13 protein-coding genes are annotated in these 14,442 nt (G+C 58.3%); 8 read left to right on the top strand and 5 right to left on the bottom strand.

What is annotated here, in order from left to right; all coding sequences use genetic code 11:
- Positions 1-176 precede the first annotated feature (176 nt).
- Both ACA043_RS22170 and ACA043_RS22165 read left to right on the top strand, forming a co-directional pair.
- A complete protein-coding gene (locus ACA043_RS22170; RefSeq protein ID WP_497659672.1) occupies positions 177-1,418 on the top strand; it encodes a glutamine synthetase family protein in 1,242 nt (413 codons plus the stop codon).
- Positions 1,419-1,487: 69 nt separating this feature from the next.
- The gene (locus ACA043_RS22165) at positions 1,488-2,864 is read left to right on the top strand and encodes an MFS transporter (protein WP_497657931.1); all 1,377 of its coding nucleotides are present in this window, start codon (positions 1,488-1,490) and stop codon (positions 2,862-2,864) included.
- A gap of 65 nt (positions 2,865-2,929) precedes the next feature.
- Here the strand turns inward: ACA043_RS22165 and ACA043_RS22160 are convergent, their stop codons facing one another.
- The 4 genes from ACA043_RS22160 to flgA all read right to left on the bottom strand — a co-directional run bounded on the left by ACA043_RS22160 (position 2,930) and on the right by flgA (position 5,529).
- Positions 2,930-3,676: a flagellar brake protein gene (locus ACA043_RS22160; RefSeq protein WP_401271940.1), complete on the bottom strand. Its 747-nt coding sequence runs from the start codon at positions 3,674-3,676 to the stop codon at positions 2,930-2,932.
- An 88-nt stretch (positions 3,677-3,764) separates the two neighbouring features.
- The gene (locus tag ACA043_RS22155; RefSeq protein WP_401271939.1) at positions 3,765-4,232 is read right to left on the bottom strand and encodes a flagella synthesis protein FlgN; all 468 of its coding nucleotides are present in this window, start codon (positions 4,230-4,232) and stop codon (positions 3,765-3,767) included.
- Positions 4,233-4,280: 48 nt separating this feature from the next.
- Positions 4,281-4,607: a flagellar biosynthesis anti-sigma factor FlgM gene (gene flgM / locus ACA043_RS22150; protein WP_187679263.1), complete on the bottom strand. Its 327-nt coding sequence runs from the start codon at positions 4,605-4,607 to the stop codon at positions 4,281-4,283.
- A gap of 160 nt (positions 4,608-4,767) precedes the next feature.
- Positions 4,768-5,529 carry a flagellar basal body P-ring formation chaperone FlgA gene (gene flgA, locus ACA043_RS22145; RefSeq protein ID WP_187679262.1) on the bottom strand — a complete coding sequence of 254 codons (762 nt, stop codon included), beginning with the start codon at positions 5,527-5,529 and terminating at the stop codon, positions 4,768-4,770.
- An 82-nt stretch (positions 5,530-5,611) separates the two neighbouring features.
- On the opposite strand from flgA, the gene ACA043_RS22140 reads away from it, so the two are divergent.
- From ACA043_RS22140 to flgE, 6 genes are all read left to right on the top strand, one after another.
- Entirely contained in the window at positions 5,612-6,544 is a 933-nt protein-coding gene (locus ACA043_RS22140; protein ID WP_103304087.1) for a chemotaxis protein CheV, read from the top strand.
- Between the two features lie 46 nt (positions 6,545-6,590).
- Positions 6,591-7,418 carry a protein-glutamate O-methyltransferase CheR gene (gene cheR / locus ACA043_RS22135; protein WP_187679261.1) on the top strand — a complete coding sequence of 276 codons (828 nt, stop codon included), beginning with the start codon at positions 6,591-6,593 and terminating at the stop codon, positions 7,416-7,418.
- 333 nt (positions 7,419-7,751) lie between these two features.
- Entirely contained in the window at positions 7,752-8,162 is a 411-nt protein-coding gene (flgB, locus tag ACA043_RS22130) for a flagellar basal body rod protein FlgB (protein WP_497657930.1), read from the top strand.
- A 3-nt stretch (positions 8,163-8,165) separates the two neighbouring features.
- The gene (gene flgC, locus ACA043_RS22125) at positions 8,166-8,609 is read left to right on the top strand and encodes a flagellar basal body rod protein FlgC (protein ID WP_187680888.1); all 444 of its coding nucleotides are present in this window, start codon (positions 8,166-8,168) and stop codon (positions 8,607-8,609) included.
- Between the two features lie 15 nt (positions 8,610-8,624).
- A complete protein-coding gene (flgD, locus tag ACA043_RS22120; RefSeq protein WP_401271937.1) occupies positions 8,625-9,344 on the top strand; it encodes a flagellar hook assembly protein FlgD in 720 nt (239 codons plus the stop codon).
- A gap of 30 nt (positions 9,345-9,374) precedes the next feature.
- Entirely contained in the window at positions 9,375-10,688 is a 1,314-nt protein-coding gene (gene flgE, locus ACA043_RS22115) for a flagellar hook protein FlgE (RefSeq protein ID WP_401271936.1), read from the top strand.
- Positions 10,689-10,853: 165 nt separating this feature from the next.
- Here flgE and ACA043_RS22110 read toward each other — a convergent pair whose 3' ends face one another.
- Positions 10,854-13,748 carry a ribonucleoside-diphosphate reductase subunit alpha gene (locus ACA043_RS22110; RefSeq protein WP_187680891.1) on the bottom strand — a complete coding sequence of 965 codons (2,895 nt, stop codon included), beginning with the start codon at positions 13,746-13,748 and terminating at the stop codon, positions 10,854-10,856.
- Between the last annotated feature and the right edge of the window lie 694 nt (positions 13,749-14,442).

Genomic DNA, 14,442 nt, shown 5'->3' with positions numbered 1-14,442 from the left:
TGATATTCCGAACAGGCGGAGCCTATTTTGTTCGGGTCGCCGTTCGCGGCTCGCACAACAACAAGGATTGCGTCATGACAACCGATGGCCAGCGTTCACTCGCGCAGCGATTGACGGGCATTGATGAGATTGAATGTGTCACGCCGGATTTGAATGGCGTACCGCGCGGCAAGGTGATGACTGCCGAAGGTTTCCTCGAAGGGCGGCGTTTGCAGTTGGCGCGGGGAGTGCTGCTGCAATGCATCATGGGTGGATATCCTGCGGCGCGGTTTTACGGCAGCGATGATGGCGACCTCGCATTGGTCGCCGACCCTGGGCAGATTCATCCGTTGCCATGGAGCGACGAGCCACGCGCCCTGGCGATTTGCGATGCCGACGAACTGACCGGCGAAAGCTCCAACCTGTCGACCCGTGGCCAGCTGAAGAAAGTCATCGCCCGTTACGCGGCGCGAGGCCTGGCGCCTGTGGTGGCGACCGAGCTGGAATTCTTTGTTTTCGCCCCGAACACCGATCCGACTCAGCCGTTCCGCCCGCCAGTTGGCCTCGACGGCCGCCGCGAGGATGGCTTGTCAGCCTTCAGCGTCAGCTCCAACAACGGTCTGCGGCCGTTTTTCAGCGAAGTTTATAAATGCATGGCGGCCCTCGGTTTGCCGCGCGATACCTTCATGCACGAGATGGGCGTCAGCCAGTTCGAGATCAACCTGTTGCACGGTGATCCACTGTTGCTGGCCGATCAGACGTTCCTGTTCAAGCATCTGCTCAAGGAGGTCGCGCTCAAACATGGCTTGACCGTGGTGTGCATGGCCAAACCGCTGGCGCACACGCCGGGCAGTTCGATGCACATTCACCAGAGCCTCGTCGAAATTGCTACCGGCAAGAACGTTTTCAGTGACGAGAAAGGTGAGCCGACCGCAATGTTCCGCCATTTCATTGGTGGGCAGCAGGCGGGCATGGCCGACTTCACTGCGCTGTTTGCACCGAATGTGAACTCTTATCAGCGTCTGTGTCACCCGTACGCTTCGCCGAATAACGCTTGCTGGTCGCACGATAACCGCGCTGCAGGGCTGCGGATTCCGGCCAGTGCGCCGGTTGCCCGGCGGGTCGAAAACCGTTTGCCGGGCGCTGACGCCAACCCATATCTGGCGATCGCCGCCAGTCTGGCCGCGGGTTTGCATGGGATCGAGCATGAGCTTGAACCGAGCGAAGCGATTCAGGGCGAGTTCGCGGTGCCGGATAATCTTTCGTTGCCGTGTACCTTGCATGCCGCGCTCGAACGTCTGAAACGTAGCCAATTGGCCAGGGAACTGTTCGGACAGGAGTTCATCGAAGGCTACATCGCTTCGAAGACCATGGAGTTGACCAGCTTCTTTGATGAGATAACTCCCTGGGAACGGCGTGTTCTAGCAGCCCAGGCCTGACGAACCGTCGCCATAGGGCTATCGTTTTGGTAGCCCGATATTCACTGCAAGGAGCCGCTCGGAACGCCGATGCGCCAAATCTGGAAATCCTTTCGAGCGCTGTATTTCGCCTCGCTGATGATGTTGATCGGCTCGGGCCTTTTGTCTACTTATCTGGCTTTGCGCCTGGCCGCTGACAATGTCGATGGACTGTGGGTCGGTGCGCTGATGGCGGCCAACTATTTCGGTCTGGTACTGGGCGGCAAGATCGGCCACCGGCTGATCGCCCGGGTTGGGCATATCCGTGCATATTCCGCGTGTGCCGGGATCGTCGGCGCGGCGGTGCTGGGCCACGGTCTGGTGGACTGGCTGCCGGCGTGGCTGGTGCTGCGGACGATTGTCGGTCTGGGCATGATGTGCCAGTACATGGTGATCGAGAGCTGGCTCAATGAGCAGGCCGACGCCAATCAGCGCGGCCTGGTGTTCAGCGGCTACATGATCGCTTCGTATCTGGGGCTGGTGCTGGGTCAGTTGATTCTGGTCATGCACCCGGGCCTGGGCCTGGAACTGCTGATGCTGGTCGCCCTGTGCTTTGCGCTGTGTCTGGTACCGGTGACGCTGACCCGGCGGATTCACCCGGCGCCGCTGCATCCGGCACCGATGGAGCCGCGTTTCTTCATCAAGCGTGTGCCGCAATCGTTGAGCACGGTGCTCGGTGCGGGTCTGATCATCGGCTCGTTCTATGGTCTGGCGCCGCTGTATGCCTCGCAGCAGGGGCTGTCGACCGAGCAGGTCGGTCTGTTCATGGGTAGCTGCATTTTTGCCGGATTGCTGGTGCAGTGGCCGCTGGGCTGGTTGTCCGATCGCTATGATCGGGCGCTTTTGATCCGCTGCTTTGCCGGGTTTCTCGCGGTGGCGGCCTTGCCGCTGGCGATCCTGCCGCAGGTGCCGCTGGAGGTGCTGTTTGTGGTCGGCTTCCTCTGTTCGCTGGTGCAGTTCTGTCTGTATCCGCTGGCGGTGGCGTTTTCCAACGACCACGTAGAGGGTGATCGCCGGGTGTCGCTGACGGCCATGTTGCTGGTGACTTACGGGGTTGGCGCCAGTATCGGCCCGCTGGCCGCTGGTGTGTTGATGAAATTCTTCGGCAGTCAGAGCCTGTACGCGTTCTTCAGCTTCTTTGCGCTGGTGCTGGTATGGCGGATACGGCCGAAAGCCGTCACCAATCTGCATCAGGTCGACGACGCGCCGCTGCATCACGTGGCAATGCCGGACAGCATGTCCAGCTCGCCGCTGGTGGCGGCCCTCGACCCGCGTGTTGATGAGCAGGTGGTGCAGGAGCAGATGCAGAATACGGTCACGCCGGAACCAGAACCAGAACCTGAGATAGAACCGGAGTCTGAGCCGGCAGCAAGTCCGGATGACGACAGCGACAAACCCACCCCGGATATCAGTGGCGCCAGGCCTTGAAGCATCGCCGGAAGTAAAAAAGGGCAGTCCCGCCAAGGACTGCCCTTTTCATTTGCATGTTCGAATCACATGTCGTCTTTATCGAAACGCCGTGCTTCACGCTGCAACTGATAGACGAAGCGTTCAACGTTACGTGCCGCCTGACCACTGATGTTGTGGAAGCGCAGACCGGCAAACGTGATGTTGAGTTTTTCTTCGAAGTGCAGATAACGCAGTTCTACGGAGACCGGCTGATTGCCGAACAGCGGCGGGGCGATCATGCGGTCGTAGACTTGGCCCAGTTGCAGGCGCTCGGTGATGTCACCTTCGAAGCGCAGTTTGCAACCGGTGGCGGAAATATCCAGCAGCTTGCCGTTGATTGGCGCCTTGAGCTTTTCACCGCCCAGTTCGACGCCGACCAGGTCGGTCAGCTTCAATGCGGCGCGGAAGGCGTTGCGGCGTTGGTGGTAAACCACCTCGGTCGGCAGCTCGCCAGTGTAAAAGCGGTCGCCGTCGGATTCTTCGATGTTCAGCGTGCCGGTGCATTCCCAGGCAATGCGTACACCTTCATGAAAACCTTCGATCTTGAACGGTTCGCCGGCGAGCAGGAAGCGCTCGCCATCGCGCGGGATCATTTCGTCCAGAGCCATTGATGCGGTGTCGCGGTCGACTTTGATCAGGTAGGTCTGGAAACGCTGGCTGCGTTCATGGAACGTGATGATCAGCGGGTCGTGGCTATCTTGCAGCTGGCGCAGGTTGCTGGAGATTTCCAGTGGCGTGGTGAGCACCTTTGGGGGCTGCGGAGCATCATCCGCGCTTAGCGTGTTGGACACGGTTTATCACTCTCCAGACAAAATATGACGACTGGCCAGTATTTTGCCAGTATGTTTCGCGAGTTGATAGGGCTGGCGCATCAACGGCTCATGCCTGGCTGAATGTACGCGGCTTGGCGGGTTTGGCAAAAGTGCCGCTGGCGTCATACAGCGCTGGCGGTTCGCCCCCGTTGAGGATTTTCAGCTGATTGGCCGTGGCGGCCTGCTGTACCTGGATCGACTGGCCATTGTTGACGTTGGCCGCCTGGCATTGGGCGATGAGGTCAGTCAACAAGTCGCTCTTGCTGAGCAACTGCTCGCCGATGCTCGACTGGCTGGCGAGTTGCTCAAGACCCTGCCGATTGGTCGGCAGGTTGAGGCTGGCGAGGATTTCGCTGCGTTTGCGGCCATGCTGTTCAAGCAGAATGATCAATGCCTGTTTGCGCGCCAGAATTTCTTCCAGCAGTGGCATGTCGCGACCGTGCAAGGCGAGGGATTCGGTTTGCAGTAACTCCAGCAATTGTTGAGCTGGAGCAAAGTCGTCGATGATCAGTTGCAGTAAATTAGTGTCGTGCATGGCTGGCCTTGGGTTTTAAGCGTCCAAAAGCCTGGCGCAGGCAAAAGCCTAGCGCTGGGCTTCGAAGTTGAGCAGTTTGCTGGCTACACGGTTGCTGTCGACTTTATAGCTGCCATCGGCAATCGCGGCTTTCAACTCGGCCACACGGGCTTTGTCGACAGCAGGTTGATCGCGCAGCTTGTCAGTGACCTTCTGCAACTGTTGAGCCTCATTGCTGAGGTGTACCGATTCCCCGCTCTTTGCGGTACTGGCCGATTCGGCCTGGGTATTCAGCGGCGCGGAGGTGCCGGTTTCGGCGGTTTCCTTGGCGTTGCTGGTACGTGTACTGCCCGTAAGTGACGAGGAGCTGTTCAAACGGCTGAAATCGATGACCATGATAAAAACCTCTGGGAATTTGGACGCTTGCCATGTTTTCGGCCATCCCCTGGAAAACTTTAGGCCCATTTATCAATGAGCTTGCATGCGCCGGCGCGCGTCCTGCTGCGGCACAGTTTAGGGAAGCGACGGGGTCCGCGCCAGTTTTCTCATCAGCGTTTTACATGGCCACTTCCACCTGGCCCGGCGCGGTGACCTGCGCCTTGATGACTCGTTGGGAGTTAAGGTTTTTCACCCGGATCTGTTCTTTCAGGCCGCCATTGGCCAGGGCTTCACCGGGCATGCGCACGGCGAGCGTGCCGCTGCGGGCGGTGATGACCACTTGATCACCCTTGCGCACGACTTCGGCCTGTTCCAGATGCACCAGGGTAATGACCTGATCAGCGACCGTTGGTCGGGTTAATTTTTGCCCGATCGCTTCGTCCACCGACGTCAAGAAACCTTGATTGATCACGCTGACGTCGCGCTCGCGCAAGGTCACGTCCTGAGGTTCGATTATCCCGGCGCGTTTGAGCGGTCGGGTGGTGGTCACAATCTCGCGAAACAGGCGGACTTGAGCGGGCACGAACACCGTCCAGGGCGAGGCGCCTTCACAGCGAACCTTCACGGTTACCCGGCCCAGCGGACGTGCCGGACTCTCCAGAGACGCTGTCAATTCCTTGTCGCACATAGGCATGCGCATACGGGGGTCGAGCTGGTTGACTTCGATTTCGTAGCGGCCTTCCGTTTGACTGGTTGCCAGATAGTCTTCTACGGTGAACTCAAGAAAGCCCTGAGTGACGCCGATAAGCATGTCAGGCAAGGTAACCGCATCAGCAATGGCAGGGCTGCCGGCGAAGAAGAAGCAAACGGCGGACACCGCGCAAAGCCCTCTGCGAAGGGGAGATGTCAGGCGTCGGAAAAATGTCGTTTGAGCGTTCATACGAGTTAAAAAGCAAGCGCCGTGCCGTTTAGCAATGAATGTGCGTCGCAACAACACTTGGCGTTGGTGTAGGAGTCTGGGCATGGCTGGTGTAATGGATTCGGTGAACCAGCGCACGCAACTGGTAGGGCAGAATCGCCTGGAGCTGTTGTTGTTCCGTCTCGACGGCCAGCAGCTCTATGGAATCAACGTGTTCAAGGTGCGGGAAGTGCTGCAATGCCCGTCGCTTACGTTGATGCCCAAGTCCAGTCCTGTCGTGTGCGGGGTGGCGAATATCCGGGGGGCGACCATTCCGATCCTTGATCTGGCAATGGCGACCGGTTCCGGGGCGTTGAAAGACAAGAAAAATCCGTTCGTGATCATCACGGAGTACAACACCAAGACCCAGGGATTCCTGGTCCGCTCGGTGGAGCGCATCGTCAACATGAACTGGGAAGAGATCCATCCACCGCCCAAGGGCACGGGTCGCGATCATTACCTGACCGCTGTGACTCGGGTGGACAATCAGTTAGTCGAAATCATCGACGTCGAGAAGGTACTGGCCGAAGTTGCGCCAACGCCGGAAGCGATCTCGGTGGGTGTGGTTGATGTCGAGACGCAGACCAAGGCGTTGTCGCTGCGGGTGCTGACCGTCGATGACTCGTCGGTGGCGCGCAAGCAGGTCACGCGTTGCCTGCAGACGATCGGCGTCGAAGTGGTGGCGTTGAACGACGGCAAGCAGGCGCTGGATTACCTGCGCAAGCTGGTCGACGAGGGCAAGAAGCCGGAAGAAGAGTTCCTGATGATGATCTCCGACATCGAGATGCCGGAGATGGACGGGTACACCCTGACGGCGGAAATCCGCGGCGACGCGCGCATGCAAAAGCTTCATATCATCCTGCATACTTCGTTGTCTGGGGTATTCAATCAGGCGATGGTCAAGAAAGTCGGTGCCGATGACTTTTTGGCCAAATTCCGTCCTGATGACCTGGCATCCCGGGTAGTCGACCGGATCAAAGCAGCAGATATCAGCTAGGGGCCTTTTGTCCCTGGCGGTCAACACGATTTAAGAGGCGGCATCATTGTCTACGGGTAATTTGGATTTCGAACAGTTCCGGGTCTTCCTGGAAAAAGCCTGTGGCATTTTGCTCGGTGAAAACAAGCAGTACCTGGTCTCGAGCCGTCTCAACAAACTGATGGAGCAGCAAGGCATCAAGTCGCTGGGTGAACTGGTCCAGCGCATCCAGACCCAGCCGCGCAGCGGTTTGCGCGAGCAGGTGGTCGATGCCATGACGACCAACGAAACCCTGTGGTTTCGTGACACCTATCCGTTTGAAGTCTTGAAGAACAAGGTGCTGCCCGAGGCCATTAAGGCCAGCCCCAACCAGCGTCTGCGGATCTGGTCGGCGGCCTGCTCGTCGGGTCAGGAACCGTACTCGCTGTCGATGTCGATCGACGAGTTCGAGCGGACCAACCTCGGCCAGTTGAAGATGGGCGTGCAGATTGTTGCCACGGACTTGTCCGGCCTCATGCTGAACAACTGCAAGACCGGCGAGTACGACAGCCTGGCGATCGGGCGCGGTTTGTCCCCCGATCGTTTGCAGCGTTACTTCGACCCGAAAGGGCCGGGGCGCTGGGTGATCAAGGCGCCGATCAAGAACCGGGTGGAGTTTCGCTCGTTCAACTTGCTCGACAGCTATGCCGCGCTGGGCAAGTTCGACATCGTGTTCTGCCGCAACGTGCTGATCTACTTCTCCGCCGAGGTGAAGAAAGACATCCTGTTGCGCATTCACAGCACGTTGAAGCCGGGCGGTTATCTGTTCCTTGGCGCTTCCGAAGCGCTGAACGGTTTGCCGGATCATTACCAGATGGTCCAGTGCAGCCCGGGGATCATTTACCAGGCGAAATGATTGCATCGGCAACACAAAAAAGACGGGAGGCCCTCAAAGCCTCCCGTTTTTTTATGCCCGATGATTCTGCTTCATGTAGGAGCTGCCGAAGGCTGCGATCTTTTGATTTTGTTTTTGAAGATCAAAAGATCGCAGCCTTCGGCAGCTCCTACAGGGCAAGGGCAGGGCTGAGAGCGGCAGAAAAGCGGCATCTGGCGGAAACCGGTTGCCGCTTTTCTGGCATTGCCGCTTTGCCGATGCCCGGCAAAGCCCCGGTTTACGGGGACTTCTCGCATTGGCACGCCGCTTGCTAAAGCTCAGTTACGAAAAACCGGTCACCCGAAGGTTCCCGACATGAGCATCAGCTTCGATAAAGCGCTCGGCATTCACGAAAAAGCCCTGGGCTTCCGCGCCCAGCGTGCCGAAGTCCTGGCCAACAACATCGCCAACGCCGATACCCCGAACTACAAGGCGCGGGATCTGGAATTCTCCAAAGTGCTCGAAGCACAGACCGAGAAAAACAAGAGCGGTGGCACGTTTGCCCTGAACATGACCAACAGCCGTCACATCGAGGCTGAAGGACTGGGCAACGGCGACGAGTCGCTGATGTATCGCACGCCGATGCAACCGTCGATCGACCAGAACACCGTGGATGCACAACTGGAACAGTCGAATTACGCGGAAAACGCCGTCGGCTTCCAGGCCAGCTTCACGCTGCTCAACAGCAAATTCAAAGGGCTGGTATCAGCCCTGCGCGGAGAGTAATCCATGTCCCTGTCCAGCGTTTTCAACATTGCCGGTAGCGGCATGAGCGCACAAACCACGCGTCTGAACACCGTGGCTTCGAACATCGCCAACGCCGAAACCGTCTCTTCGAGCATCGACCAGACCTACCGCGCCCGTCACCCGGTGTTCGCCACCATGTTCCAGGGTGGCCAGAACAGCGGCAGCAACTCGCTGTTCCAGAGCCAGGATGCGGCCGGTCAAGGCGTGCAGGTACTCGGTGTGGTCGAAGACCAGAGCAACCTCGAAGCGCGTTACGAGCCGAACCATCCGGCCGCTGACGGCAAAGGCTACGTCTACTACCCGAACGTCAACGTGGTGGAAGAAATGGCTGACATGATTTCCGCGAGCCGTTCCTTCCAGACCAACGCCGAAATGATGAACACCGCCAAAACCATGATGCAGAAGGTACTGACCCTCGGTCAGTAATAAGGGGCGACTGCCATGAGTGTTTCCGATTCCACCAGCGGCGTAAGCATCAAAGACGTTCTGGCCAATTCTTCGGTCAAGACCGGGACGACCACTGATGGTCTGGCTGCGGCCACCAACAGCGCCACCGGCAAGCAGGCTTTGGGCAAAGATGCCTTCCTGCAACTGCTGGTCACCCAACTGAAGAACCAGAACCCGCTCGATCCGCAGGACAACAGCGAGTTCGTCGCTCAGTTGGCGCAGTTCAGCAGCCTGGAAGGCATCACTACGCTGAACGACACCGTCACCGGCATTGCCGGCAACTACAACTCCTCGCAAGCATTGCAGGCGTCGTCGCTGGTTGGCCGTTCGGTCATCGCGCAGACCGACAAGGCTGTAGTCGACACCAGCAAAAGCCTCAATGGCACCGTCGTGGTTCCGGCCTCCGGCGCAGTTTCGCTCTCGATCAAAGATGCCGATGGCAAAGTCGTGCGCACCATCGACATGGGCACCCAGAAAGCCGGCAACGCCAGCTTCATCTGGGACGGCAAGGACGCTTCCGGTGCGGTCGCGAAGGCGGGCACTTACACGTTCACCGCCAGCGCCACTTACGACGGCAAGGCCACTTCGCTGGTGACTTACCTGCCAGCGACCGTCAACAGCGTGACCATCAGCCAGACCGGCGGTGAGTTGATGCTGAACCTGGCGGGCCTGGGCAGCGTTGCGCTGTCCAAAGTACAAACCATTGGTATATAGAGCCGACTAACCGGCACAAAGGAGTGGAATATGTCTTTCAATATCGGCCTTAGCGGTCTCTATGCTGCCAACAAGCAACTGGACGTGACCGGCAACAACATCGCCAACGTTGCGACCACCGGTTTCAAATCGTCCCGTGCAGAATTCGAAGACGTGTACTCGGCCACTCGCCTGGGTACCGGTAGCAAAACCGTCGGTAACGGCGTGCGTCTGGCCAACGTTTCCCAGCAGTTCGGCCAAGGTGATGTGAACAACACCGGCAACGTGCTGGACATGGGTATCCAGGGCAACGGTTTCTTCATCCTCAGCGACAACGGTTCCCTGAGCTACACCCGCGCCGGTGCATTCAAGACCGACGCTGAAAACTACGTGGTCGATAACAACGGCAACCGTCTGCAAGGTTACGGCGTTGATGCCAACGGCAAGATCATGACCGGCGTGCTGACTGACCTGAAGATCGATACTTCGGCCCTCAAACCGAACGCGACGTCCAAGATCGATCAGACCATGAACGTGAACTCGGAGGACACCTTGCCTACCGTGACCACGTTCAGCCCGACTGACCTGAACAGCTACAACAAGCTCATTTCCACGCCGGTCTACGATACTCAGGGTAACGAGCACCGCATGGATCAGTACTACGTGAAAACGGGTACCAATGCCTGGCGCGTCTACACCTACATGGATGGTCGTACCCCATCGGATCCGGCCAACAACACCCTGACACCGATGACCCACGACCTCACGTTCAACTCTGATGGTTCCATCGCGACCCTGACGGCGGGCGCTGGCTGGACCAAAACCGGCAACACCCTGACCATGAGCGGCTGGATTCCAGGTGTGGTGACAAACGCGACGACCTCGCCAGTGACCTGGGGCCCGAACGGTTCCAAGGCCAACTCGACCGGTATCGCGTTCAACACCGCGTTGACCACGTCCTATAACGCTCCGACCGCGCGTACTGCGCAGTATCAGGACGGTTATGCGACTGGCCAGATCTCCAGCCTGACCATCGATTCGACCGGTGTGATGACGGCTAACTTCAGCAACCAGCAGACCAAGGCGATTGGTCAGGTGGCGGTGGCGAGCTTTGCCAACGAGCAGGGTTTGCAGCCGATTGGCGGTACGCGCTGGAAGGAGACGTTCGCGTCGGGTGTGGCCGGGGTTGATTCGCCGAAGACCGGTACGCTGGGTTCGATCGTGTCGAACTCGCTGGAAGAGTCGAACGTTAACCTGACCAATGAGCTGGTGGATCTGATCAAGGCGCAGAGCAACTATCAGGCGAACGCCAAGACCATCTCCACCCAGAGCACCATCATGCAGACCATCATTCAGATGACTTGATGCTGGTTGGCGCTGCATAAGAAGCCCCTCGTCAGAGGGGCTTTTTTTTGCCTGGTGGAATCAGGATCAAAAGATCTTAAAAGGCAGGCAAAAGAAAACCCCCGACAATCCAGAGGACTGATCGGGGGTTTCAGGTCAGCGCCTTGCAGCGCTCACCGGCTCAGCTTATTGGCAAGCTTCGCAATCCGGCTCGTCAATCGCGCAAGCCTTTGGCACTGGAGCGGGACCGGCCGGAGCTGCCAGAACCGAATCATCACCATGGTTGCCGCCGCTGGAAACAGCGTTCAGCTTGCCGGTGTTGATGGTCGACTTCTCGGTGCTGGTCGCGGCCAGGGCACGGAGGTAGTAGGTGGTTTTCAGACCACGGTACCAAGCCATGCGGTAGGTCACGTCGAGTTTCTTGCCCGATGCGCCGGCGATGTACAGGTTCAGCGACTGGGCCTGGTCGATCCACTTCTGACGACGGCTGGCCGCGTCAACGATCCACTTGGTGTCCACTTCGAACGCGGTCGCGTAGAGCTCTTTGAGTTCTTGCGGGATGCGCTCGATCTGCTGAACCGAACCGTCGTAGTACTTCAGGTCGTTGATCATGACCGAGTCCCACAGACCGCGAGCCTTGAGGTCGCGAACCAGGTACGGGTTGATCACGGTGAATTCGCCCGACAGGTTCGATTTCACATACAGGTTCTGGTAGGTCGGTTCGATCGACTGCGATACGCCAGTGATGTTGGCGATGGTCGCGGTCGGTGCGATGGCCATGATGTTGGAGTTACGAATGCCTTTCTGTACACGGGCGCGAACCGGTGCCCAGTCCAGGGTTTCGTTCAGGTCAACGTCGATGTACTTCTGGCCGCGTTGCTCGATCAGGATCTGTTGCGAATCCAGAGGCAGGATGCCTTTGGACCAAAGCGAACCGTTGAAGGTCTCGTACGCGCCGCGCTCGTCGGCCAGGTCGCAGGACGCCTGGATCGCGTAGTAGCTGACCGCTTCCATCGACTTGTCTGCGAACTCGACGGCAGCGTCGGAGCCGTAGGCGATGTGCTGCAGGTACAAAGCGTCCTGGAAGCCCATGATGCCCAGACCTACCGGACGGTGACGGAAGTTGGAGTTCTTCGCTTGCGGCACCGAGTAGTAGTTGATGTCGATCACGTTGTCGAGCATGCGCACGGCGGTGTTCACGGTGCGTTGCAGCTTGGCGGTGTCCAGCTTGCCGTCGACGATGTGGTTCGGCAGGTTGATCGAGCCCAGGTTGCAAACAGCGATTTCATCCTTGTTGGTGTTCAAGGTGATCTCGGTGCACAGGTTCGAGCTGTGAACCACGCCGACGTGCTGCTGCGGGCTACGCAGGTTGCACGGGTCTTTGAAAGTCAGCCATGGGTGGCCGGTTTCGAACAGCATGGACAGCATTTTGCGCCACAGGTCTTTGGCCTGGATGGTCTTGAACAACTTGATCTTGCCCGGGTACTCGGACAGCGCTTCGTAGTACTCGTAACGCTCTTCGAAGGCTTTACCGGTCAGGTCGTGCAGGTCCGGTACTTCGGATGGCGAGAACAGGGTCCACTTGCCGTCATCGAAGACACGCTTCATGAACAGGTCAGGGATCCAGTTGGCGGTGTTCATGTCGTGGGTACGGCGACGATCATCACCGGTGTTCTTGCGCAGCTCGATGAACTCTTCGATGTCCATGTGCCAGGTTTCCAGGTAGGCACACACAGCGCCTTTGCGCTTGCCACCCTGGTTAACGGCTACAGCGGTGTCGTTCACGACTTTCAGGAACGGAACAACGCCTTGCGACTTGCCGTTGGTGCCTTTGATGTACGAACCCAACGCACGGACAGGCGTCCAGTCGTTGCCCAGGCCACCGGCGAATTTCGACAGCATGGCGTTGTCGTGGATCGCGTGGTAGATGCCCGACAGGTCATCCGGAACGGTGGTCAGGTAGCAGCTCGACAGCTGTGGACGCAGGGTGCCGGCGTTGAACAGTGTTGGAGTCGAGGCCATGTAGTCGAAGGACGACAACAGGTTGTAGAACTCGATCGCACGGTCTTCTTTGTTCTTCTCTTCGATCGCCAGGCCCATGGCCACGCGCATGAAGAAGATCTGCGGCAGTTCGAAACGCACGCCATCCTTGTGGATGAAGTAACGGTCGTACAGGGTTTGCAGACCCAGGTAGGTGAATTGCTGATCACGCTCGTGGTTGATCGCCTTGCCCAGTTTTTCCAGGTCGAAGGTGGCCAGCACAGGGTTCAGCAGTTCGAACTCGATACCTTTGGCGATGTAGGCCGGCAGGGCCTTGGCGTACAGGTCGGCCATTTCGTGATGGGTGGCGCTTTCGGCGACTTCGAGGAAGTTCAGGCCTTCGGCACGCAGGGTGTCCATCAGCAGGCGGGCGGTCACGAACGAGTAGTTCGGCTCACGCTCAACCAGGGTACGGGCGGTCATCACCAGGGCGGTGTTGACGTCGGTCAGGGCCACGCCGTCGTACAGGTTTTTCAGGGTTTCGCGCTGGATCAGGTCGCCGTCGACTTCTTCCAGACCTTCGCAGGCCTCGGTGACGATGGTGTTCAGGCGGCCCATGTCCAGCGGCGCCAGGCTGCCGTCGGCACGGGTGATGCGGATCGACGGGTGCGCGTTGACCGCTTCTTCGGCCGGCGCGTGGGCAGCGCGTTCTTTCGAACGGCCGTCACGGTAGATCACGTAGTCGCGAGCGACTTTCTGCTCGCCGGCACGCATCAGGGCCAGTTCGACCTGGTCCTGGATTTCTTCGATGTGGATGGTGCCGCCCGAAGGCATGCGACGCTTGAAGGTCGCGGTGACTTGTTCGGTCAGGCGGGCAACGGTGTCGTGGATTCGCGACGAGGCGGCAGCGGTGCCGCCCTCAACTGCGAGAAACGCTTTGGTGATAGCGACGGTGATCTTGTCATCGGTGTAAGGAACGACAGTGCCATTGCGCTTGATCACGCGCAGTTGACCAGGCGCGGTAGCTGCCAGATCCGAATTCGAATCGGCGGCCTGCGGCAAGGTGCCCTGCGGGTTCTCGCGAGTTGTGTCGGTTTGCATGGGGGATTGTCTCCACATTCTCTATGTTTGTTTGAGCACCATCATGGTGCTCACCGTTCTGTCCCGAAGCACTACAACCGACGAGCGTCGGCCTAACAACTTCGGAGCAGTAGGAAAAAGGCTACATCGCCGCGTCCCTGCCGAAGTTTTGGTTGCGAGCCTGCGCTCGAACCGGATTCCTTCCCGGGTGACAGTAATGACTGCAACACCCATACCGTTCTTTGCCATTTGGAGCTAAAAAAACGGTGCCATCCGCAAGCGCGGTTTGGGCTTCAAAAAACTTGTTTCGTTCAACCCGAAACTTGCCATAAAGCGCTTGAGTTTCAGGTCTGAAATGTGGTTGGGCGTTTCAGTCGAAAACCCCATATGTAGGGTCTCCGTTTTCGCCGTGCTACAAGATAATGCGTTTCAGGGGAGGAATGCAACGGACAGCCTGTGGATAAACCTGTGCGTAAATTGTGTAAGAAAGCAGGAATTCACGTGTAGGCCGCGAACCCACTGAGCTAGACCGTTTGTCACTGTTCTTTCAACCGGAAAAACGCTTCAGCGGATTTTTAAGGGCGCGAACCCTATCACAAAAAACCGCCTTGTCCGAACGCATTTACCGACTTGTGTTCTGGCTGTACGCCGTTTATACAATCGGCCCATGCGCAGGCATTCTTATCCTCCAGAAAGATGACAAAAAGACCGGAGG

It is taken from the genome of Pseudomonas sp. LBUM1648 (assembly GCF_059716145.1).
Note: the sequence above shows the minus strand (reverse complement) of the source record. Positions and strands in the feature narration are given on the sequence as shown.

Bases quoted from the DNA above. Each gene is read 5' to 3' on its own strand.
- flgC (WP_187680888.1), top strand. From the start codon at position 8,166: ATGTCCCTGTCCAGCGTTTTCAACATTGCCGGTAGCGGCATGAGCGCA.
- flgA (WP_187679262.1), bottom strand. From the start codon at position 5,529: ATGAACGCTCAAACGACATTTTTCCGACGCCTGACATCTCCCCTTCGC.
- ACA043_RS22155 (WP_401271939.1), bottom strand. From the start codon at position 4,232: ATGCACGACACTAATTTACTGCAACTGATCATCGACGACTTTGCTCCA.
- ACA043_RS22110 (WP_187680891.1), bottom strand. From the start codon at position 13,748: ATGCAAACCGACACAACTCGCGAGAACCCGCAGGGCACCTTGCCGCAG.
- flgB (WP_497657930.1), top strand. From the start codon at position 7,752: ATGAGCATCAGCTTCGATAAAGCGCTCGGCATTCACGAAAAAGCCCTG.
- flgM (WP_187679263.1), bottom strand. From the start codon at position 4,607: ATGGTCATCGATTTCAGCCGTTTGAACAGCTCCTCGTCACTTACGGGC.
- ACA043_RS22165 (WP_497657931.1), top strand. From the start codon at position 1,488: ATGCGCCAAATCTGGAAATCCTTTCGAGCGCTGTATTTCGCCTCGCTG.
- flgE (WP_401271936.1), top strand. From the start codon at position 9,375: ATGTCTTTCAATATCGGCCTTAGCGGTCTCTATGCTGCCAACAAGCAA.
- ACA043_RS22140 (WP_103304087.1), top strand. From the start codon at position 5,612: ATGGCTGGTGTAATGGATTCGGTGAACCAGCGCACGCAACTGGTAGGG.
- flgD (WP_401271937.1), top strand. From the start codon at position 8,625: ATGAGTGTTTCCGATTCCACCAGCGGCGTAAGCATCAAAGACGTTCTG.
- ACA043_RS22170 (WP_497659672.1), top strand. From the start codon at position 177: ATGACTGCCGAAGGTTTCCTCGAAGGGCGGCGTTTGCAGTTGGCGCGG.